Source organism: Dietzia sp. Die43 (assembly GCF_024519835.1).
In the GTDB taxonomy this organism is placed as follows: domain Bacteria; phylum Actinomycetota; class Actinomycetes; order Mycobacteriales; family Mycobacteriaceae; genus Dietzia; species Dietzia kunjamensis.
In genome coordinates, this window is record NZ_JALJRF010000018.1 from 26,718 (window position 1) to 45,458 (window position 18,741).

Below are 18,741 nucleotides of genomic sequence, written 5' to 3' on the forward strand. Positions count from 1 at the left end.
CCGGCACCGCCGGTGGGGCCCGGGCGCACCCGTGGGACTAACCTGGGTGGCGTGAGTACTGTTCCGCACGCCGACGACGTCCTGCCCGCCGACGTCGAGACCATCAACCTCCCCGCGGTGTCCGAGCGCCTGGGCATCCCCGTGACCCGCGTGCACGATCTCCTGCGCGACGGGACCCTGCTCGCCGTGCGGCGAGCGGGCATCGTGGTGGTGCCGGCGACCTTCCTGGATGACGACGACGAGGTCGTGCGCTTCCTGCCCGGGCTGGTCGCGGTCCTGCGGGACGGCGGCTACCGGGACGAGGAGATCCTGCGGTGGCTGTTCGCCGAGGACGACAGCCTGCCCGGCCGGCCGGCCGACGCGCTACACGGTCACCGCGCCCGCGAGGTCATGCGGCGCGCCCAGGCGATGGCGTTCTGACCCCGGCGGTCGCGCGCCGCCACCACCAGACCGCGGCGAGGGATGCCGCGAGGGCCGCCCCGACGAGCGCGGGGCTGTAGAGGCTGGTCGACCCGTTGGGTCCGATCGCCATCACGAGGAAGACGGTCACCGCCACGGCGGCCGTGGTGGCGCGTCGACCGGGTCGGGCGGCGACCCAGAACGCCGCCACCCACACGTAATACCAGGGCCAGGCCAGCGAGTTGAGGACCACGAAGGCCAGCAGCGCGACCATGATGCCGCGGAGCGCCGAGCGGGTGTCACGCCGGTGGAGCCACCACACCACGACGAGGGTGACCCCCAGGACCACGCGTCCGACGCGGCGGGCGACCGCCAGGACGTCCTCGAATCCGGGGGTGTCGACCACGGCGTGGACCAGGTGTGCCACGGCGGTGGGCGCGCTGAGGTAGTTGATGACCCGGTCGGAGACGGAGATCGCGTCGAGCCAGCCGAACCCGGTGCCCGAGGCGAGGGTCGCCAGGGCGAACGCGACGGCGGCGGCCCCCGCCGCGGCCCCGGTGTCGACGAGGGCGCCGACGAGGGGGCGGCGCGCCCCGATCGACGTCCGCCGTCGGTCCAGGGCGATCCACAGCAGGAACGGCGCCACGATCACGGCGGTGGCCTTGAACGCCACCGCGATCCCGATCGCCGCCCCGGCCCACGCGTAGCGCCGGTCGAGCGTGAGGACCACGGCGCCGACGCATGCCACCAGCGGGAAGATCTCGTTGTGCAGCCCGCCCGCGAAGTGGATCACGGACAGCGGGGAGGCGCCCGCCATCCACACCGCGGCGCCGGCGTCCACCCCGGCGCGGCGGGCCAGGGCGACCACGAGCGCGACGAGCCCGGCCAGTGCGGCGAGTACCACCACCCCGAGGATGACGATCCCCACCGCCGGGTGGCCGCCGGACAGCGCCACGACGACGCGCATGAGCAGCAGGTGCAGCGGGCCGTACGGGGTCGCGGTGGACTGCCAGTCCGGGCTGACCTCGTCGGTGAAGGGGCCGGGGTTGGCCTCCGGTCCGTGGTGGTACGGGTCCACTCCCGCGGCGCTCATGGCGCCCTGCGCCAGGTAGGACCAGGCGTCGCGGCTGAACAGGGGGACCGCGGGCAGCATCGGCGCCGACCACAGGGCCGTGGCCCACACGGCGTCCCGGGTGGGGAGGCGGCCCGAGACCGCCCGGGGGCCGAGCGCGAGCCACGAGGTGACCAGCAGCGCGACGCCCGCCCAGCAGAGGATGAGGGCGAGGACCTCACCGTGGCCGAACGTGTACCCGGGCAGCCCCACCGCGACCGCGACGCCGCCGTCCACGGGCAGGGCGCCCGCGCCGAAACCGGCGATGGTGAGCAGGACCGAGCCGAGGACGCCGCGCCACAGCGCCGGACCGGAGGGACCGGTCAGGGCGGCGCGGGCCGAGGCGGTCGTCGCGGTGGTCGCCCGGCGGATCCGCGACGATGGTGATGACGACAATGGCGACGACGACGAGGTGGTCGCCTCCGGCCGGGGGGCGGACGCTCCGAGCACGGATCAGGCCCGCCTGCGGGTCGCGGCCTCCGCCAGTGCGCGCAGTGTGTCCCGCCCGTGGTCGCTGATCGCATCGGAGGCCACGGCGTCCAGGGCGCGGGTGGTCAACGCGTCGATCTCGGCCTCCACCGAGACCACCGCACCGGACTCCACGAGGATGCTGCGCGCGCGTTCGAGCGTGGCCGCGTCGGGTTGCGTCCCGAGAACTCCGAGGAGGAACTCGGCGTCCCGGCGGGGGGCGAGGGCGGTCGCACGGGCGAGCAGCAGGGTGCGCTTGCCCTCCCGCAGATCGTCCCCGGAGGGCTTGCCGGTGACCTCCGGGTCGCCGAACACGCCCAGCATGTCGTCCCGCAACTGGAACGCCTGGCCCACGGCCACCCCGAACTCCCGCAGGGCCGAGACGGTCTCCGTCCCGGCACCCGCCAGCTCGGCGCCGATGTGCAGTGGCCGCTCCACCGTGTAGGCCGCGGTCTTGAAGCGGTTCACCCGGGCCGGGGTGAGCTCGTCGGTGGCGCCCGAGGCCTCGGCGAGAATGTCGAGCATCTGCCCCGACAGGACCTCTGTCTTCATGGCGTACCAGGGACCCAGCGCGCGGGCCAGGGCCTCGGGGGGTACCCCGGAGGTCACGAACATCTCGTCGGCCCACGTCAGGGCCAGGTCGCCCACGAGGATGGCCTGGGAGACGCCGTAGCGGGCCGCGTCCCCGTCCCAACCCTCGTCGCGGTGCGCGGCCTCGATCGTCCGGTGGACGGTGGGGCGGCCTCGCCGGGTGTCGGAGGCGTCCACGATGTCGTCGTGGACCAGCGCACAGGCCTGGATCAGTTCGAGCGCCGCGCAGGCGGTCACGACCTCGTCCGGGGCGGGAGCGTCCGCGTCGCTCGCGGCGGCCCAGCCGGCCAGGGCGAACCGTGGTCGCATCCGTTTGCCGCCGTCGAGGACGAAGTCGGAGAGCAGGCCGGCCAGGCGGTCGACCCGCTCGTCGATCCCCGCCACGACCGTGCGCCGTTCGTCGATGAGTCGGCGGAGCGCGTCGAGGACGCGTTCTCCGTCGTCGGGGCGAGTCGCCGTGACCACGGGCACCATTCCTTCCGGGCGCCGGTGTTCGGCCGCCCTCGTCGCCGACGATCCTAGTCGTCGGGCGGCGGCCGGACGTGGCGCGCGTCGGGCTACCCTGGTCGGGTGACCCAGCTACCCGACTCCGACCCGACGGACGGCGGCCGGCACCCGAGCATCGTGGAGCGGATCGCGACGTCGACCACCCCGAGGGTTCCGTTCTCCGTCGAGTTCTACCCGCCGCGCGACGAGGCCGCCGAGGACCGACTCTGGCGCGCCGCCACCGTGTTCTCCGACCTCGGGGCGGCGTTCGTCTCGGTCACCTACGGGGCCGGCGGATCCACGCGGGACCGGACGGTCCGGGTCGTCGAGCGGCTCGTCCGCGAGACCGAACTGCTGCCGATAGCGCACCTGACGGCGGTGGACCACACGGTGGCCGAACTCACCGACATGATCCGCATGTACGGCGAGGTCGGGGTGTCCAACATCCTCGCCCTGCGCGGGGACCCGCCCGGGGACCCGCTGGGCGAGTGGACGGCTCACCCCGAGGGGCTGCACTACGCCGAGGAACTCGTCCGTCTGATCCACGAGGTGGGGGACTTCCACGTCGGGGTGGCGTCCTTCCCCGAGGGGCACTACCGGGCCCGGGACCTCGAGCACGACTCCGAGATCCTGGTGAACAAGCTCCGGGCCGGCGCCGAGTACTCGATCACCCAGATGTTCTGGGACGTGGAGCACTACCTGCGCCTGCGGGACCGCGCCGTCGCCGCCGACCCGGAGCAGGGCGCCAAGCCCATCATCCCCGGACTCATGCCGGTCACGAGTCTGCGGCAGGTCCAGCGGATGGTCGAGCTCTCGGGCTGCGCCCTGCCCGACGACCTGGCCGAGCGGCTCCGGACCGCGGCCGGGGACGGGCCCGAGGAGAACCGGGCGGCGGTCCGTGAGGTCGGGATCGATCTCACCACCCGCATGTGCGAGCGACTGATCGCCGAGGGTGTCCCGTGCCTGCACTTCAACACCCTGAACTTCTCCAAGGCCACCCACGAGGTCCTCACCAACCTGTCGATGGCCCCCGCCCCCGGGGTGGCGGCCGGCAGGATCTGATCCGCCCCGGTGGGGGTGCGGCTCGGGTCAGCGCACCAGCCGGTCGGCACGGGCCCTGGACGTCCGGGCGGCCAGGATCGTCCCGATGGACACCAGCAGGGCGGTGCCGATCCCGACGATCATCCACACCGCGAACCCGCGTGCGGCCGGGTCGGGATACGACGACGAGGCCTGCATCCGCGTGATGGACCCCGGCGCGGGGGACCAGCTGACGGAGTTGCCGGCCCCAATGGTGCCGTTGGTCTCCTTGATGCGGTTGGGGAAGGTCAGATCGACCCGGGTGGTCGCCGTCTCGGCGCGGTCGGCGGGCAGCAGGGACAGGTCCACCGATCCGCTGAACGAGACCGTGTCGCCACTGCGTCGAAAGCCCAGGCTGTACGGCCGTGCGCCCTCGATATCGATCGCGAGGGTGAGCGTGTCGACCTCCGCAAACGTCAGCTGGGTGAAGTAGATCTCGCGGCCGGTGAAGCCGTCCGCCGAGTAGGGGGTGATGCGGACCTTCTGCTCGAGCCCGGACGGCGTGGTGATCCGGTCGAGCGCGGCCGCCTGCGCGGGCTGGTCCCCCGCCACGAGGATCCGGCCGGAGACGGTGTCGTCCTTGCGGACGCTCATCTGGGCGTTCAGCTGGAGGCACCCGGACAGGAGCACCAGCAGGGTGGTCAGGGCCGTGAGACCAGCCAGTCGCCGGGGCAGTCGGGAGCGGCCACTGCTCGTGGGGGCGTTCGCTGTCGGATGGGGCGGGGTCACGGCGGTCATTGTGCCCGTGATCCCCGCCGTCGCCGCGCCGACCTGCCGAGTCGGCGGGTCACGAGCCGCGCCACCGTCCTGCCGCTGGTCCCGATCACACCGCCACCGGGGTGGGTCGAGGCCCCCGCCAGGAACACGCCGTCGGCCCCGGGCACGGCGTGACCGCGCAGATCGGGGTGGGGACGCATCGGCAGCATCTGGTCGAGGGACATCTCCACGTGCATGACGTTTCCGCCGATCAGGCCGAGTTCGGTCTCCAGGTCCTCGGGGGTCTGGACGTGACGGTGGACGATCGAGTCGGCCAGCCCCGGCGCGAAGCGGTCCGCGACCGCGATGATCCGGTCCGCCTCCGCGGCGCCCTCATCCGACCAGCCACGGCCGTCGGCCAGGTGGCGCGGGTGCCACTGCGACCACAGCGTCAACTCGTGGCGACCCTCCGGAGCCAGCGAGGGGTCGAGCGCGCTGAAGCTCATCGCCAGGACGGCGGGATCGGCGTCGAGGCCGCCCGCGGCGGCGACGCCGTAGCGGCGGTCGAGGTCCCGTCGGTCGGTGACGAGCAGTTGCAGGCCGTGGGCGCTGGTGCTCGTGGGCACGCCGGGATAGGTGGGCAGCGAGTCGGTACCGAGCCTGACGGCCATCCCCAGTCCGAAACCGGGCCTGATCCGCCGCCGCCACCCGTCCAGCGTCGAAGCCGGGAGTTCGCCGGCGAGGAGGTCCAGGGTCGTGTGGACGTGGCAGGCGGCGACCACGGCCGAGCAGTACAGGGATCGCCCGCCCTCCGTGTCGACGCGCCATCCCGAACCGGAGCGCCTGATCGAGGTGGCGCCGGCACCGGCGGTGACCGTCCCCCCGTGCGCCCGGACGGAGGCCGTGAGGGCCTCCGCGAGCGCGCCCGAACCGCCGATCGCGCGTCCCGGCGGGATCCGGTGCATCAGGGCGGCGAACCCGATCATGGGGGCTGTGGCGGGGTGGGACATCGGCGGCCCCGACTGCGCACCGAACCACGACAGTGCCGCCTTGAGGCGCTCCGAGGTGAACATCGCATCCAGCAGCGCGTCACCGGAGGACAGGAAAGTCTGGACCGCGCCGAACGGATCGCGCAGGTCGTCGGCCCCGAGGAACGCCGAACCGAGACCCGGGGCGGTGGGGCGGACCGCGAACCCCTTCATCATCCGTCCCGCCAGGACGTCCCACCGGCGGACGAACTCCCGGTACGCGACGGCGTCGGCCTCACCGCAGGCCACCGCGATGCTGGCGCACGTGGCGTCGAGGTCACGGTGGAAGACGATCGGTGGCGCGTCGGATCCCGGAGGGGCGGGCGCGAAGCCCCACGGGTCGCAGTCCACGTAGCGCAGTCCGTGGGCCTCCAGCCCGAGCTCTTCCGGGATCCCGGTGTGGCGGATCATCAGATGTGCCGAGGACCCACGGTCGGTGCGGTGGCCCGGGTACCGTTCGACCGTCGACGTGGCGCCGCCGATCACCGTGTCCCGTTCGACCACGTGCACGTCGAGCCCGGCGCGGGCGACGTAGGCGGCGCACACCAGTCCGTTGTGCCCGGAGCCGATCACCACCACGTCATGCCGGGGGGTCACGTTCGGTCTCCGATCTCGGCGAGCGGTAGCGACCGGGCCAGGACGGCGAACGGTCTCGCGTCCCCCTGGAACCGATACGAACGCAGCACATCGGTGAACCCCAACGACCGGTACAGGCGCCAGGCCGCGTTGTCCTCGCCGTCGACCTCCGGGGTCGACAGCAGCACCGTACTCTCCGGCCGGTCGGCCAGGAAGGTCCGCACGAGGGTCGCGCCGATTCCGCGCCCCTGCAGTCCCGGTGAGACGTGCAGCTCGGTCAGTTCCACGTAGTCGGGCGGGAGCTCACGGTCCCGGTCCCGCAGTCCCCGGGAGACCTGGTCGTACCACCACTGCCCGGGAGCGCCGTGGTAGCCGTAGCAGATGGCGACGAGCTGCCCCCTGGTCTGACCGAGCAGCCGTCGGCGCGGGGCCTCGAACGCGGCCACACCGGACCAGCCGTCCCGGTAGCTGTGCTCCATCCACGCCGCGGCCCGGGAGCGGACCACCTGCGGCGGATAGCCCATGGCGTCGACGTAGACCCCCAGAGCCTCGGGCAGTCGGTCTCGGAAGTCGGCTGCGTCGAGCCGGGTGATCACGGTGTCCATCGACCCCATTTGATCACGGGCGCGGATACGGGGCGTCCGGTTGTGTCGTACCCCGGCGATACCGTGCGCGCAGAAGGGGAGGTGCAGGGGAGATGGACACCAGGAACAGGATGCGGACGGCCGGCGGGGGAGCGGTGGGAACCCTCGGACGGGCGAGTCGTGCGGAGCTGCACCGCGGGCGCGCGATCGCCGCCGCTGCTCCCTCCGAGCGGTTCCTCGAGTCGTACCGCGCCGCGAGGTACGCGGCCGGGGCCCTGCTGGCCCCCGGGCCGCGGCGACGCGGTCCCGCGGACGTGTGGCACCGGCTCGCGGCGGAGGTGCCGGAGCTGGAGCGGTGGGCGACCGCCTTCAGTGGGTACTCCGCTCTGGCGGCGGCGGTCGAGGACGGGCTCCCGCGTACCGTCTCGGACCGGATGGCGGACGATTTCCTGTGGGCGGTGGGACGGTTTCTCGATCTGGTGGACGAGCGGTTGGGGGTCCTCGGCCCCGCCGCCTGAGGGGCCGGGCGGTGAGACGGGGGAATCCTCAGGTCTCAGAGGGGAATCCCGGTGGTACCCGCCGCGTTGCCCTCGTATGATGGGGGGAACCCTGACCGGCTGATCCCCCATCCACGGTTGGTGCGAACCGACCGAGCCGGCCGCGCTCGTTCGTCACGAGCATCTGAAGGAGGTCGAAGTGCCCCTGTCCGAGCACGAGCAGCGCATGCTCAAGGAAATCGAGAGCGCGCTCTACGCCGACGACCCGAAGTTCGCGTCGTCTGTCCGAAAGACCGGTGCGACCGGTGCTCGTCGTCCGGCGGGCCTGGTGGTCGCGCTGGCGATCCTCGGTGTGGCGCTTCTGATCGGCGGGCTCGCCCTCGACTTCAAGCCAGGCGGCTTCCCGGTACTGAGTCTCGTCGGGTTCCTGGTCATGTTCGCGGCGGGTGTCCTCGCGCTGCGGTCCACGCCGTCGCACGGCGTCGCCGGCGCCAAGGGCACCGGCGGCCCCCGGGTCCCCGGCACCGGGCGGACATCGGCCAAGCCCGCCGACGGGCGGAACTACTCCTCCCGCATGGAGGACCGCTTCCGCCGACGGTTCGACCAGGAGCCCTGACCGGCCCGTCCCACGGCCTTTCGACGAAGGGGTGAGCGCACACGCGCTCACCCCTTCGTCCATTTGTCTGACGCTCTCGGGCCGGCAGCCCGGAGCCCGTCGCGACCCGGAACGTCCGACCCGGCCGAGATGCCGGCGCTCCGTCCTTCCTCCCCACCACGTCCCACCCGTGCTCCCCACCACGCCCCACCCCTCCGCCCCACATCTCCCCACAGGGGCCGGCTCGGCTGCCACGAGAGCCGTCTCGAGTCACATGAGTCCCAAGAGAACCGCGGAAGTGGGCGCTCTCCGGGCCGTTGATCCGGTGTCGGGACGGCGACTGCAGGGCGTCTACGGCCACTGAACTGCGGTGATGTGAGACAGTGGGGCGAAGTGGGGCGCAGGCCTTGTTTGTGGGGCGTTGTGGGGTAGAGTGGGGCACGCAAGGAGCTCGATGGGCCTGGACCCCAGGAGGTGGCGGGTGACCGACACCGATCTCGTCGACTCCGGACGTGAACGAGCCTTCGTCGGGTACGGGACACACCGTCCCAAGCTCGATGACAAGGGGCGGCTGACGATCCCCGCCAGATTCAGGCCAGGCCTGGCGGACGGGGTGGTGGTGTGTGGGTGGTTCACCAACACGCTCTCGGTCTTCCCTGAGGACGAGTTCGACGCGCTGGTCAGAAAGGTCCGGCCGACCGCCAACCTCAGCGAGAGGCACATGGCGTTCTTCCGGCTCCTGGTGAGCGGCGCGGAAGTCCAACAACTGGACTCGCAGGGACGGATCTCCATCCCGGCGAGTCAGCGGAACTACGCGGGTCTGGACAAGGACTGCGTCGTCAACGGCCTCGGGGAGCGTCTCGAGGTCTGGGACGCCGAGGCGTGGGACCGCTACAGCGAGGAGAACCTACCCGTGTTCTCCGAGATGGAGGGCACCTCGCTCGGGATCGAATTCTGATCCGGGGAGAGGACGGACACGAGCAAGCGAGAGCACGACGGACGGAGCCCCCCGGCCCCTGCCCGGCACCACCCTGACGTACTTCCCCAACGCCAGGTGGGTACCGGACGGGGACCAGGGGGCTCCACCACAACCGGAGCACCGACGACTTCCGGACGCGAGGAGGCGAGATGGCAGACGAGTCCGACGCCGACCGCGACGCCACGCGCTCCGGGCACATACCCGTCTTCCTCGAGCGGACGATCGAGCTCTTCCGGCCCGTCGTCGAGGCGGCCGCGCAGGAGGGTCGCGTCCCCGTCATCGTGGACGGGACCCTCGGGCTCGGGGGGCATTCCTCCCACCTGCTGGCCGAGTTCGGTGAGTTGCGCATCCTCGGTGTCGACCGCGACCCCGAGGCCCTCGAGATGGCGACCCGTCGACTCACGGCCTACCGCGACCGGTTCACGCCGGTTCACGCCCGCTTCGACGATTTCGACCGCGTCGTGGCGGCCCTGCCCGGGGAGTCCCGGGACGAGGCGGGCCCCGCGATCGACGGGATCCTGCTCGACTTCGGTGTCTCCTCCATGCAGCTCGATGTGGCCGAGCGAGGGTTCGCGTATTCGGTCGACTCCCCGCTCGACATGAGGATGGACCCCACCACCGGCCCCACCGCGGCCGACATCCTGGCCGACTACCCGCGTGACGACCTCGCCCGCGTCCTGCGCGTCTACGGCGAGGAGCGATTCGCGCGACAGATCGCCGCGGCGATCGTCCGCCGCCGGGACACCGACCCCGTCGTGACCAGCTCCCAACTCGTCGAGCTGCTCTACGACACCATCCCGCAGGGTGCCCGCCGGACCGGCGGACACCCGGGCAAACGCGTGTTCCAGGCCCTGCGCATCGAGGTCAACGCCGAGCTGGAGGCCGTGGAGAACGCGGTGCCCGGATACCTGGACCTGCTCCGCCTCGGCGGCCGTGCGGTGTTCATGTCCTACCACTCCCTCGAGGACAAGATCGTCAAGCGCGAGCTGGCCACGCGCACCGCATCGCGGACGCCGGCGGGCCTGCCCGTGGAGCTCCCCGGCCACGGCCCCGAGTTCGAGGCGGTCACCAGGGGAGCGGAGAAGGCCTCACAGGAGGAGATCGACCACAACCCGCGCTCGGCCTCGGTGCGCGTGCGATGTGTCCGGCGTATCGACGGGAGAACCCCATGACGAGCACGATCGACACGCCCGGCACCGCCGGTGGGCTCGACACCCGCCCGGCGACGACACCGGGTGTCGGCGCGCCCGCACCCGCGGGACGACCCGTCGGCCTCCGACGCAAGCCCGTCACCCGCTCGGTGCGCGGCCGCCGGACCGTGGTCGTCCCGGCGGAACGTCTGAGTCCCGCCGAGCTCGCCGCGAGGGTTCCCTTCGTCGTCGTCCTCCTCCTGCTCATCGGCGCGGGGGTGGGCGGCACCCTCCTGCTGTCCGCGCAGACCACCCAGGACACCTACGACCTCAAGAACGCCCGCGACGCCAACGTGGAGTTGGTGGAACGGATGGAGGCCCTGCAGGCGTCCAACGAACGCGCCCGGTCCGCCGAGGTGCTGGCGCAGCGCGCTGAGAAGCTCGGCATGGTCGGAGTCGCCAGCGCACCCATCCTGACCAGGGGATCGGACGGCGTGCTCGAGATCGTCGGCGAGCCCGAGGCGAAACTCGGCGCGCCGATCAAGCCGCTGCAGCCCGCTCCGGTAGCGTCCGGACCGTCGAGGTCGTCCGACCGGGACGGATTCGACGCACCGCCCGCGCAGGCGCCCCAGGACCGCACGCCCCGCGGGGTCGCCCCCGTTCCCTACCCGCCCCTCGCAGCCCCTCCGTCCCCGGTCGCCCCACCGCCCGCCATGGCCGAGTCCGCCCCGCCGGCTCCCGCCCCACAGGCGGACCCCGCGCCCGACCTCGTCCCGCCGGCTCCGGCACCGCCCGGTGAGGACGCCGCGACCCTCGCCCCGGTGCCCGGACAGCTCTTCTAGACACCCGAACCCCGAAAGGCCCGCTGGAGATGACCGAACGACGCAGCCCGGGAACGGGCGCCCGGGTCCCCTCGGGCGCCCCGCGCGGCACCGCGCCGGGAGCCGGACGGCCACCGAACCGGTTCGGCAGGGTCCTCACCGCCTCGGCGACCGAGCGACGCTTCACCTTCATGCGCTCCGCCTTCGCGATGATCATGGTCATCGCGCTGGTCAAGCTCTTCTGGGTGCAGACCCTCGGGGGAACGGAGCTCGCGGCCCGCGCCGAGAGCCAACGCCAGGTCCACGAGGTCCTGCCCGCCACGCGGGGAGCGATCGTCGACCTCAACGGCGACCCCATCGCGTTCACCCGCGAGGCCCGCGACCTGTCGATCCAGCCGCTGGTCGAACAGCGCAACGCCGAGGCGCGACGGGAACTCGACAGCACCAAGCCCACCTGGGACGAACTGGTCGAGGAGATCGCCGACGAGTTCGAGACCGTGCTCGGTGACGCCGTCGACCGCGACGAGATCGAGGCCAAACTCACCTCGGAGGGCGGCTTCACCTACCTCGTCCGCAACGTCGACGTCACGCTGGCCAACGCCATCACCCGCGAGTACCCCATGATCGGGGCCGAGCGCGTCGACATCCGTGAGTACCCGGGGGGCGCGCTCGCCGCGAACGTCGTCGGTGCGACGACGAAGAGCGACGAGGGCAAGTTGATCGGACTCCAGGGCATCGAGGCGCACTTCAACGACGAACTGGACGGGGAGGACGGACGGCAGACGTTCGACCGGGCCCAGGACAACACCGTCATCCCGGGCACCCTGCGCAACGTGACCGAGCCGCGCGACGGCGACACCATCCGCCTCACCCTGGACGCGGACCTGCAGTGGCACGTGCAGAAGGCCATCCAGACCGCCAAGGACACCTCCGGAGCCGAGACCGCGTCCGCCGTCGTGCTCGACGCGCGCACCGGTGAGGTCCGCGCGATGGCCAACGACAACACGTTCAACCCGGCCGTCGGGGTCGGTGCCGAGCTCGAGCGGGGGGCGGACCTGGGCAACCCGGCGATCACCTCGCCGTTCGAACCGGGCTCCGTGCAGAAGATCATCACCGCCGCCGCCGCGATCGAGGCGGGGCTGACCGATCCGAACGAGGTCCACTCCGTGGACGGCAGCATCCGGATGGAAGGTGTCACCGTCTCGGACGCGTGGCAGCACGGCCCCACCCCGTACACCACCACCGGCATCTTCGGGAAGTCCTCCAACGTCGGCACACTCATGCTCGCCCAGCGGGTGGGCAAGGAGCCGTTCTCCGAGTACCTCGACAAGTTCGGCCTCGGCCAGCGCTCGGGGATCGAACTCGCCGGGGAGTCCGAGGGTCTGGTGCCCGACCTGCAGAACTGGCAGGGCGGCACCTTCGCCAACCTGCCCATCGGGCAGGGCCTGTCCATGACCACCCTGCAGATGGCGGGCATTTACCAGACCATCGCCAACGACGGTGTCCGCGTGCCGCCGCGGATCGTCGCCGAGCGCGTCGGCCCCGACGGCGAGCGCACCGAGACCGAGCGTCCCGAAGGTGAGCGGGTCATCAGCACCGAGACCGCCCGCACGGTGCGGGACATGTTCCGCTCGGTCGTGCAGTCCGGGGGCACCGGCCCGCAGGCCGCGGTCGCCGGCTACCAGATCAGTGGCAAGACCGGCACCGCGCAGCAGATCGACCCCGGGTGCTCCTGCTACTCCAACTCGCGCTACTGGATCACCTTCTCCGGCATCCTGCCCGCCGACGACCCACGGTATGTGATCGCGATCATGCTCGACGCCCCCTCGCGCGGCGTGCTCGGGGCCTCCGCGGCCCCGCTCTTCCACGACATCGCATCGTGGCTGGTCAATCGCGACAACATCCCGCCGTCCGCCCCCGCGCCGGAACTGGTCCTGCAGGCGCGGTGATCAGCGCCCGGCAGGGTAGCGTGTAGCGGGTTCACGGGAGGGTAGCGAGCAAGGAAGGCGGGGCGAGGACAGGCGATGACGACAGCGCGAGAGCTGGCAGACGCGGTGCGGGCCACCCTTCTCGGCGACAGGACCCGGGGTGGTGACGACCTCGTGGGTGCAACGATCCGCGCACAGGACTGCGGCCCCGGGATCCTCTTCGCGGCACTGCCCGGCACGCGGGTCCACGGCGCCTCGTTCGGCGCCACCGCGATCGAGGCGGGCGCCGACGCCGTGCTCACCGACCCCGAGGGGCTCGAGATGATGGCCGCCGTGGCCGACCGGGTCCCCGTCCTCGTGCATCCGGACCCCCGATCCGTCCTCGGCGCGGTGTCCGCGGCGGTCGCGGGAGACCCCTCCGCCGCCCTCGACGTCGTGGGGATCACCGGGACGTCCGGCAAGACGACCACCTCCTACCTCGTCGAGGCCGCGCTCGAGGGCGGCGGCCATGTGGCGGGCCTCATCGGCACCACCGGGAGCCGGGTCGACGGTCGGGCGCTGCCGAGTCGCCTCACGACCCCCGAGGCCCCCGAGTTCCAGGCCCTCCTGGCCCGGATGAGGGATGAGGGGGCCCGCGCGGTCGCGGCCGAGGTCTCCAGCCACGCCCTGCGGCTCGGGCGCGTGGACGGCACCAGGTTCGCCGTGGGTGCCTTCCTCAACCTGACCCAGGACCACCTGGATTTCCATCCGAGCATGGAGGACTACTTTCGCGCCAAGTGCCGGCTGTTCGACGCCGAGGCCGACCCGGGGTCCGCGGTCCGCCCCGCCGAGCGGGCCGTCGTCGTGGTGGACGATGACTGGGGCCGGAGACTGCTCGGGATGCGGCCGGACGCGGTCACGGTCTCCGCCGAACCCGGGGCCGACGCGGACTGGACGGCGGGGGAGTCCGCGACCACCGAGCGCGGCACCCAGACCTTCACCGTGCACGGCCCCCGCGGGCTGACCGCCGACGTCGAACTTCCGCTGCTCGGCCGGTTCAACGTCGCCAACGCACTGGTGGCCCTGGCGGTCGTCGATGCCCTCGGTTCGGACGTGGCGGGCGCGGCGGCCGGTCTGGCCCGCGTCCGGGTCCCCGGACGGCTCGAGCCCGTCGAGCGGGGCCAGGACTTCCGGGTGCTCGTCGACTACGCCCACAAGCCCGGCGCGGTGGCGGCGGTGCTCCGGTCCGTCCGCGCGCAGACCGAGGGCCGCATCGCCGTGGTCCTCGGTGCCGGTGGCGACCGCGATCCGGGTAAACGCCCGCTCATGGGCGCCGCCGCCGCCGAGGTCGCCGACCTGGTCGTGGTCACCGACGACAACCCGCGCAGCGAGGACCCGGCCGAGATCCGCGCGGCGGTCCTCGCGGGCGCCGAGTCCGCCGCCGGTGACGACACCCTGATCGAGGAGGTCGGTGACCGGGGAGCGGCGATCGCCACGGCGATCGACTGGGCCCGCACCGGGGACGTCGTCGTGATCGCCGGCAAGGGCCATGAGACCGGTCAGGAGAGGAACGGGACCGTGTTCCCGTTCGACGACCGCACCAGAGCCGCCGAAGAACTCATCAGACGACTCGGATACGCCGCCCCCACGGGCGAGACGGAGGACAACGCACCATGATCGACCTCACCCTCGGCGAGATCGCCGGGATAGTCGGCGGTCGGTTGGTCGGTGGAGACCCCGCGTCGGCCGTCACCGGTTCCGTGGAGTTCGACTCCCGCCGGGTCGGGGAGGGCGGGCTGTTCCTGGCCCTGCCCGGGGAGCGCGTCGACGGTCACGACTACGTCGCCCGCGCCCTCGACGCCGGGGCCGCCGCGGCACTCGTCGCCCACGAGGTGGACGGGGCGGACGGCGCGCAGATCGTCGTGCCCGCGGTCGACCGGAGGCAGACCAACGCCATGGCGCTCGCCGCGGACACGGACGGCTCCGGCGCGTCGGTGCTCGCCGCGCTCGGCGCCCTCGCCCGCGCGAGTGTCGACCGGCTGGTCGCCGACCACGGTCTGGTCGTGGTGGGGGTGACCGGTTCGTCCGGCAAGACCAGCACCAAGGACCTCATCGGCGCCGTGCTGTCCGCGGCCGGCACGGTCGTCGCGCCACCCGGATCGTTCAACAACGAGATCGGGCACCCCTGGACCGCGCTGCGCGCCGACTCCGGCACCGACTTCCTCGTCCTGGAACTCAGTGCCCGTGCGCCCGGGAACATCCGCGAGCTGGCGGCCCTGGCACCGCCCCGGATCGGCGTCGTGCTCAACGTCGGCACCGCACACCTCGGCGAGTTCGGCTCGCGAGAGCTCATCGCCGCCACCAAGGGCGAACTCGTCGAGGCCCTCCCGGACGCCGCCCACGGCGGGGTGGCCGTCCTCAACGCCGACGACGAGCGGGTCCGGACCATGGCCGCACGCACCGCCGCCGAGGTGGTCTCCGTGGGGGTGGAGGGAGCCGCGGACGTCCGTGCGGAGCGGGTACGGCTCGACGACGAGGTACGCGCCTCCTTCCGTCTGGTCACCCCGCGGGGTGAGGCCGATGTGGCGCTCCGTGTGCACGGGGAGCACCAGGTGGGCAACGCCCTGTCGGCGGCCGCAGTGGGTCTCGCGTGCGGGATGTCGGTCGAGCAGGTGGCCGCGGCCCTGGGGACCGCGGAGGCCGCCTCCGTACGCCGGATGGACGTACGGATGACCGCCGACGGCGTCACCGTCATCAACGACTCGTACAACGCCAACCCCGATTCGATGCGGGCCGCGCTGAAGTCCCTGGCCGTCATGGCCCGCTCCGGCGGCGGCCACCGGCGGACCTGGGCGGTGCTGGGGGAGATGGCCGAACTCGGCGAGGACGCGGTCACCGAGCACGACCTGCTCGGGCGTTTCCTCGTCCGCCTGGACGTGTCCCAGCTCGTGGTCGTGGGCCTGGGCCGCCCCCAGCGTGCGCTGTTCCAGGGCGCGATCCAGGAGGGCTCGTGGGGTTCCGAGGCGGAGCACGTCGCCACCGCCGAGGAGGCCGTGGCGATCCTGGACGAGCGCGTGGAGCCGGGCGACATCGTCCTGGTTAAGGCCTCTGCTGCCGTCGGTTTGTGGAGCGTCGCCGAGCACCTGCTCGCGTCGCGTGGTGAGGAGAACCAGTCATGACCCAGATCATGATCGCAGGCATCGTCGCCTTCGTCGTGAGCATCTTCCTCACACCCCTGCTCATCATCTACTTCCGGCGCAAGGGCTACGGCCAGGAGATCCGTCTCGAGGGACCGCAGTCCCACATGAGCAAGCGCGGCACGCCCAACATGGGTGGTGTCGCGATCCTCGCCGCGGTGTGGCTCGGATACATCGTCGCCGGGGTGATCGGCCAGGTCACGGTCGGCGGGGGCGGGTTCACCGCCTCGGGCGTGCTCGTGCTCGGTCTGGCCACCGCGCTGGCGGTGGTGGGGATGGTCGACGACGGCCTCAAGGTCTTCAAGCGCCACAACAAGGGCCTGGGCATCCTGTCCAAGACCGCCGGCCAGGTGCTCGCGGCCCTCGCGTTCGGCATCCTCGTGCTGCAGTTCCGCAACAACGACGGGCTCACCCCCGCCAGCACGTCGTTGAGCTACGTGCGGGACTTCGTCGCGGTGAGCTTCCCCGTCGTCGTCTTCCTCGTCTTCATCGTCGTCCTCGTCTACGGCTGGTCCAACGCGGTCAACTTCACCGACGGCCTGGACGGCCTCGCCGCCGGCTCCATGGCGATGGTGATGGGCACCTACGTGGTGTTCACCTTCTGGCAGTTCCGCTACTCCTGCTTCTCCACCGCGGAGGGCGTCGACCTGTCGGGCTGCTACCAGGTCCGTGACCCCCTCGACATCGCGGTGGTCTGCTCGGCGGCGCTCGGCGCCTGCCTGGGCTTCCTGTGGTGGAACGCGGCCCCCGCCAAGATCTTCATGGGGGACACCGGGTCGATGTTCCTCGGCGGCATCGTCGCGGGCGTGTCCGTGGTCTCTCGCACCGAGCTGCTCATGGTGGTCGTGGGCGCGGTGTTCGTCATCGAGTTCGTCTCTGTGCTCATCCAGGTGGCCGCGTTCCGCACCACGGGCCGTCGGCCGTTCCGCATGACCCCCATCCACCACCACTTCGAGAACGGCGGCTGGGCCGAGACCACGGTGACCATCCGGTTCTGGCTGCTCGTCGCGATCTCCTGTGGTCTGGCGATCGCCCTGTTCTACGGCGACTGGCTCGCGAGCTCGACGGGATGACCGACATGACCGACACGACCCACACCGCAGGTACCGCCGGCACGGCGGCCGGCGCCGGTCCCGACGTGCGCGAGCTGACCGGCTCCCGCGTGCTGGTCCTGGGCGCGGGCGTGTCCGGCCCGGGCGCGGTCCGCATCCTCCACGCGCTGGGCGCCGAGCCGATCGTCGCCGACTCCCGTCCCGAGGCCATCTCACGACTCCGCGAGGCGCTGCCGGACGACATCGGATGTGCGGGCGTCGACCTCGACCGCGCGGCCGAGCTCCTCGACGGATCCGATGGTCCGGGCCGTGTCGACCTCGTCATCACGAGCCCCGGTTGGCGGCCGGACTCGCCGCTGCTGCTGGCCGCCGCCGACGCCGGGGTGCCGGTGTGGGGTGATGTCGAACTGGCCTGGCGCGCCGACGCCGCTGAACTGTTCGGGCCGCGACGCACCTGGCTCGCGGTGACCGGCACCAACGGCAAGACCACCACCACCTCGATGCTCGAGGCCATCTGCCTGGAGTCCGGGATGGCCGCGCGCGCCTGCGGGAACATCGGGCTGCCGGTGACGGACGTCCTGCTGGCCGAGCCCCGGGTCGACGTGCTGGCGGCCGAGCTGTCCAGCTTCCAGCTGCACTGGGCGCCGAGCTGCCGCCCGGACGTCGGGGTGGTGCTCAACGTCGCCGAGGACCACCTCGACTGGCACGGCTCCATGCAGGCCTACGCCGACGCCAAGGCCCGTGTCCTCACAGGCCGGGTGGCCGTGGCCGGCGCCGATGACGAGATCGCCGCGCGCCTGCTCGCCGCCGCGCCCGCCCCGACCGCGATCGGGGTGCGCCTCGGTGCGCCCGGTCCGGGGGAGTGCGGCGTGGTCGACGGCGTTCTCACCGCGCGGATCGGCGGTGGTGACGAGGACGACGACGAGGTGGCGCTGCTGCCCGCCGGGGACGTCCGCCCGGCCGGGCCCGCGGGCGTGCTCGACGCGCTCGCCGCCTCGGCCGTCGCCCTCTCCGTGGGCGCGCGACCCGAGCACGTGGCCGCGGCCCTGCGGGGCTTCACCGTGGGCGCCCATCGCGCGGAGCCGGTCGACACGATCGACGGGGTCGCCTACGTGGACGACTCGAAGGCCACCAACCCCCACGCCGCCCGGACCTCGCTGCTCGCGGGCGGGACGATGGTGTGGATCGCCGGGGGCCTGCTCAAGGGCGCCGACGTGGAGCCGCTGGTCGCCGAGGTCTCGGGCGTGCTGCGCGGCGTGGTCCTCATCGGCCGCGACCGTGGGCGGATCGCCGAGGCATTGGCCCGACACGCGCCGGCGGTGCCCGTCGTGGAGCTGGCCTCGGGAGACGATGACGATGCCGCGGGTCCCGACGAGCCGCAGCAGACGATGGACCGGGCGGTCGCCGAGGCCGCACGGATGGCCACCGGAGGCGACACCGTGTTGCTCGCCCCCGCGGCCGCGTCGATGGACATGTTCACCGACTACGGTCACCGCGGGCGCAGCTTCGTCCTCGCCGTGGGCCGCGTGGCCGGGAGGTAGGGC

Annotated in this window: 17 protein-coding genes; 12 read left to right on the plus strand and 5 right to left on the minus strand. The window is 72.5% G+C overall.

Annotated features, from left to right (window positions below):
• Nucleotides 1-51 precede the first annotated feature (51 nt).
• A complete protein-coding gene (locus tag NR111_RS14865) occupies nucleotides 52-420 on the plus strand; it encodes an Rv2175c family DNA-binding protein (protein ID WP_067713740.1) in 369 nt (122 codons plus the stop codon).
• On the opposite strand, the gene mptB is transcribed toward NR111_RS14865, so the two are convergent.
• On the minus strand, nucleotides 389-1,960 hold the full coding sequence (gene mptB / locus NR111_RS14870; RefSeq protein ID WP_253696073.1) for a polyprenol phosphomannose-dependent alpha 1,6 mannosyltransferase MptB: 1,572 nt from the start codon (nucleotides 1,958-1,960) through the stop codon (nucleotides 389-391). The genes NR111_RS14865 and mptB overlap by 32 nt on opposite strands.
• A 3-nt stretch (nucleotides 1,961-1,963) precedes the next feature.
• Entirely contained in the window at nucleotides 1,964-3,043 is a 1,080-nt protein-coding gene (locus tag NR111_RS14875; RefSeq protein WP_067713742.1) for a polyprenyl synthetase family protein, read from the minus strand.
• 96 nt (nucleotides 3,044-3,139) lie between these two features.
• On the opposite strand from NR111_RS14875, the gene metF reads away from it, so the two are divergent.
• Nucleotides 3,140-4,117: a methylenetetrahydrofolate reductase [NAD(P)H] gene (metF, locus tag NR111_RS14880; RefSeq protein WP_256821267.1), complete on the plus strand. Its 978-nt coding sequence runs from the start codon at nucleotides 3,140-3,142 to the stop codon at nucleotides 4,115-4,117.
• Between the two features lie 27 nt (nucleotides 4,118-4,144).
• On the opposite strand, the gene NR111_RS14885 is transcribed toward metF, so the two are convergent.
• Genes NR111_RS14885 through NR111_RS14895 form a run of 3 tightly spaced genes read right to left on the minus strand, consistent with a single transcriptional unit; the run spans nucleotide 4,145 to nucleotide 7,040 of the window.
• Nucleotides 4,145-4,873 carry a DUF3153 domain-containing protein gene (locus NR111_RS14885; RefSeq protein WP_067713748.1) on the minus strand — a complete coding sequence of 243 codons (729 nt, stop codon included), beginning with the start codon at nucleotides 4,871-4,873 and terminating at the stop codon, nucleotides 4,145-4,147.
• Complete coding sequence (locus tag NR111_RS14890) at nucleotides 4,870-6,456, minus strand: NAD(P)/FAD-dependent oxidoreductase (RefSeq protein ID WP_067713751.1); 1,587 nt, start codon at nucleotides 6,454-6,456, stop codon at nucleotides 4,870-4,872. The genes NR111_RS14885 and NR111_RS14890 overlap by 4 nt, the downstream gene beginning before the upstream one ends.
• Nucleotides 6,453-7,040 carry an N-acetyltransferase gene (locus NR111_RS14895; RefSeq protein WP_067713875.1) on the minus strand — a complete coding sequence of 196 codons (588 nt, stop codon included), beginning with the start codon at nucleotides 7,038-7,040 and terminating at the stop codon, nucleotides 6,453-6,455. Before NR111_RS14895 ends, NR111_RS14890 begins: the two co-directional genes overlap by 4 nt.
• Before the next feature lie 92 nt (nucleotides 7,041-7,132).
• Here NR111_RS14895 and NR111_RS14900 point away from each other — a divergent pair, with 92 nt between their 5' ends.
• The 10 genes from NR111_RS14900 (at nucleotide 7,133) to murD (ending at nucleotide 18,738) form a co-directional block, all read left to right on the plus strand.
• Nucleotides 7,133-7,537: an SAV_6107 family HEPN domain-containing protein gene (locus tag NR111_RS14900; protein ID WP_067713753.1), complete on the plus strand. Its 405-nt coding sequence runs from the start codon at nucleotides 7,133-7,135 to the stop codon at nucleotides 7,535-7,537.
• Between the two features lie 178 nt (nucleotides 7,538-7,715).
• Nucleotides 7,716-8,132, plus strand: a complete 417-nt coding sequence (locus NR111_RS14905; RefSeq protein ID WP_067713756.1) for a DUF3040 domain-containing protein — start codon at nucleotides 7,716-7,718, stop codon at nucleotides 8,130-8,132.
• A gap of 460 nt (nucleotides 8,133-8,592) precedes the next feature.
• On the plus strand, nucleotides 8,593-9,069 hold the full coding sequence (gene mraZ, locus NR111_RS14910) for a division/cell wall cluster transcriptional repressor MraZ (protein ID WP_067713759.1): 477 nt from the start codon (nucleotides 8,593-8,595) through the stop codon (nucleotides 9,067-9,069).
• A gap of 170 nt (nucleotides 9,070-9,239) precedes the next feature.
• Complete coding sequence (rsmH, locus tag NR111_RS14915; protein WP_256821269.1) at nucleotides 9,240-10,262, plus strand: 16S rRNA (cytosine(1402)-N(4))-methyltransferase RsmH; 1,023 nt, start codon at nucleotides 9,240-9,242, stop codon at nucleotides 10,260-10,262.
• Nucleotides 10,259-11,062, plus strand: coding sequence for a hypothetical protein (locus tag NR111_RS14920; protein ID WP_067713764.1), 804 nt, complete (start codon nucleotides 10,259-10,261; stop codon nucleotides 11,060-11,062). Before rsmH ends, NR111_RS14920 begins: the two co-directional genes overlap by 4 nt.
• Before the next feature lie 29 nt (nucleotides 11,063-11,091).
• A complete protein-coding gene (locus NR111_RS14925; RefSeq protein ID WP_067713767.1) occupies nucleotides 11,092-12,990 on the plus strand; it encodes a penicillin-binding protein 2 in 1,899 nt (632 codons plus the stop codon).
• A gap of 75 nt (nucleotides 12,991-13,065) precedes the next feature.
• Nucleotides 13,066-14,625 carry a UDP-N-acetylmuramoyl-L-alanyl-D-glutamate--2,6-diaminopimelate ligase gene (locus NR111_RS14930; RefSeq protein ID WP_256821270.1) on the plus strand — a complete coding sequence of 520 codons (1,560 nt, stop codon included), beginning with the start codon at nucleotides 13,066-13,068 and terminating at the stop codon, nucleotides 14,623-14,625.
• Nucleotides 14,622-16,127 (plus strand): UDP-N-acetylmuramoyl-tripeptide--D-alanyl-D-alanine ligase, encoded by a 1,506-nt coding sequence (murF, locus tag NR111_RS14935; RefSeq protein ID WP_256821271.1) that lies wholly within the window; start codon nucleotides 14,622-14,624, stop codon nucleotides 16,125-16,127. The genes NR111_RS14930 and murF overlap by 4 nt, the downstream gene beginning before the upstream one ends.
• On the plus strand, nucleotides 16,124-17,218 hold the full coding sequence (gene mraY / locus NR111_RS14940; RefSeq protein WP_069389453.1) for a phospho-N-acetylmuramoyl-pentapeptide-transferase: 1,095 nt from the start codon (nucleotides 16,124-16,126) through the stop codon (nucleotides 17,216-17,218). The genes murF and mraY overlap by 4 nt, the downstream gene beginning before the upstream one ends.
• A gap of 5 nt (nucleotides 17,219-17,223) precedes the next feature.
• Nucleotides 17,224-18,738 carry a UDP-N-acetylmuramoyl-L-alanine--D-glutamate ligase gene (gene murD, locus NR111_RS14945; protein ID WP_256821272.1) on the plus strand — a complete coding sequence of 505 codons (1,515 nt, stop codon included), beginning with the start codon at nucleotides 17,224-17,226 and terminating at the stop codon, nucleotides 18,736-18,738.
• The last annotated feature ends 3 nt before the right edge of the window (nucleotides 18,739-18,741 follow it).

Excerpts from the sequence above, each read along its gene's own strand:
- mraY (WP_069389453.1), top strand. The coding sequence starts at position 16,124 with ATGACCCAGATCATGATCGCAGGCATCGTCGCCTTCGTCGTGAGCATC.
- NR111_RS14895 (WP_067713875.1), bottom strand. The coding sequence starts at position 7,040 with ATGGACACCGTGATCACCCGGCTCGACGCAGCCGACTTCCGAGACCGA.
- rsmH (WP_256821269.1), top strand. The coding sequence starts at position 9,240 with ATGGCAGACGAGTCCGACGCCGACCGCGACGCCACGCGCTCCGGGCAC.
- NR111_RS14925 (WP_067713767.1), top strand. The coding sequence starts at position 11,092 with ATGACCGAACGACGCAGCCCGGGAACGGGCGCCCGGGTCCCCTCGGGC.
- murF (WP_256821271.1), top strand. The coding sequence starts at position 14,622 with ATGATCGACCTCACCCTCGGCGAGATCGCCGGGATAGTCGGCGGTCGG.
- NR111_RS14885 (WP_067713748.1), bottom strand. The coding sequence starts at position 4,873 with ATGACCGCCGTGACCCCGCCCCATCCGACAGCGAACGCCCCCACGAGC.
- NR111_RS14900 (WP_067713753.1), top strand. The coding sequence starts at position 7,133 with ATGGACACCAGGAACAGGATGCGGACGGCCGGCGGGGGAGCGGTGGGA.
- murD (WP_256821272.1), top strand. The coding sequence starts at position 17,224 with ATGACCGACACGACCCACACCGCAGGTACCGCCGGCACGGCGGCCGGC.
- NR111_RS14875 (WP_067713742.1), bottom strand. The coding sequence starts at position 3,043 with ATGGTGCCCGTGGTCACGGCGACTCGCCCCGACGACGGAGAACGCGTC.
- NR111_RS14920 (WP_067713764.1), top strand. The coding sequence starts at position 10,259 with ATGACGAGCACGATCGACACGCCCGGCACCGCCGGTGGGCTCGACACC.
- NR111_RS14930 (WP_256821270.1), top strand. The coding sequence starts at position 13,066 with ATGACGACAGCGCGAGAGCTGGCAGACGCGGTGCGGGCCACCCTTCTC.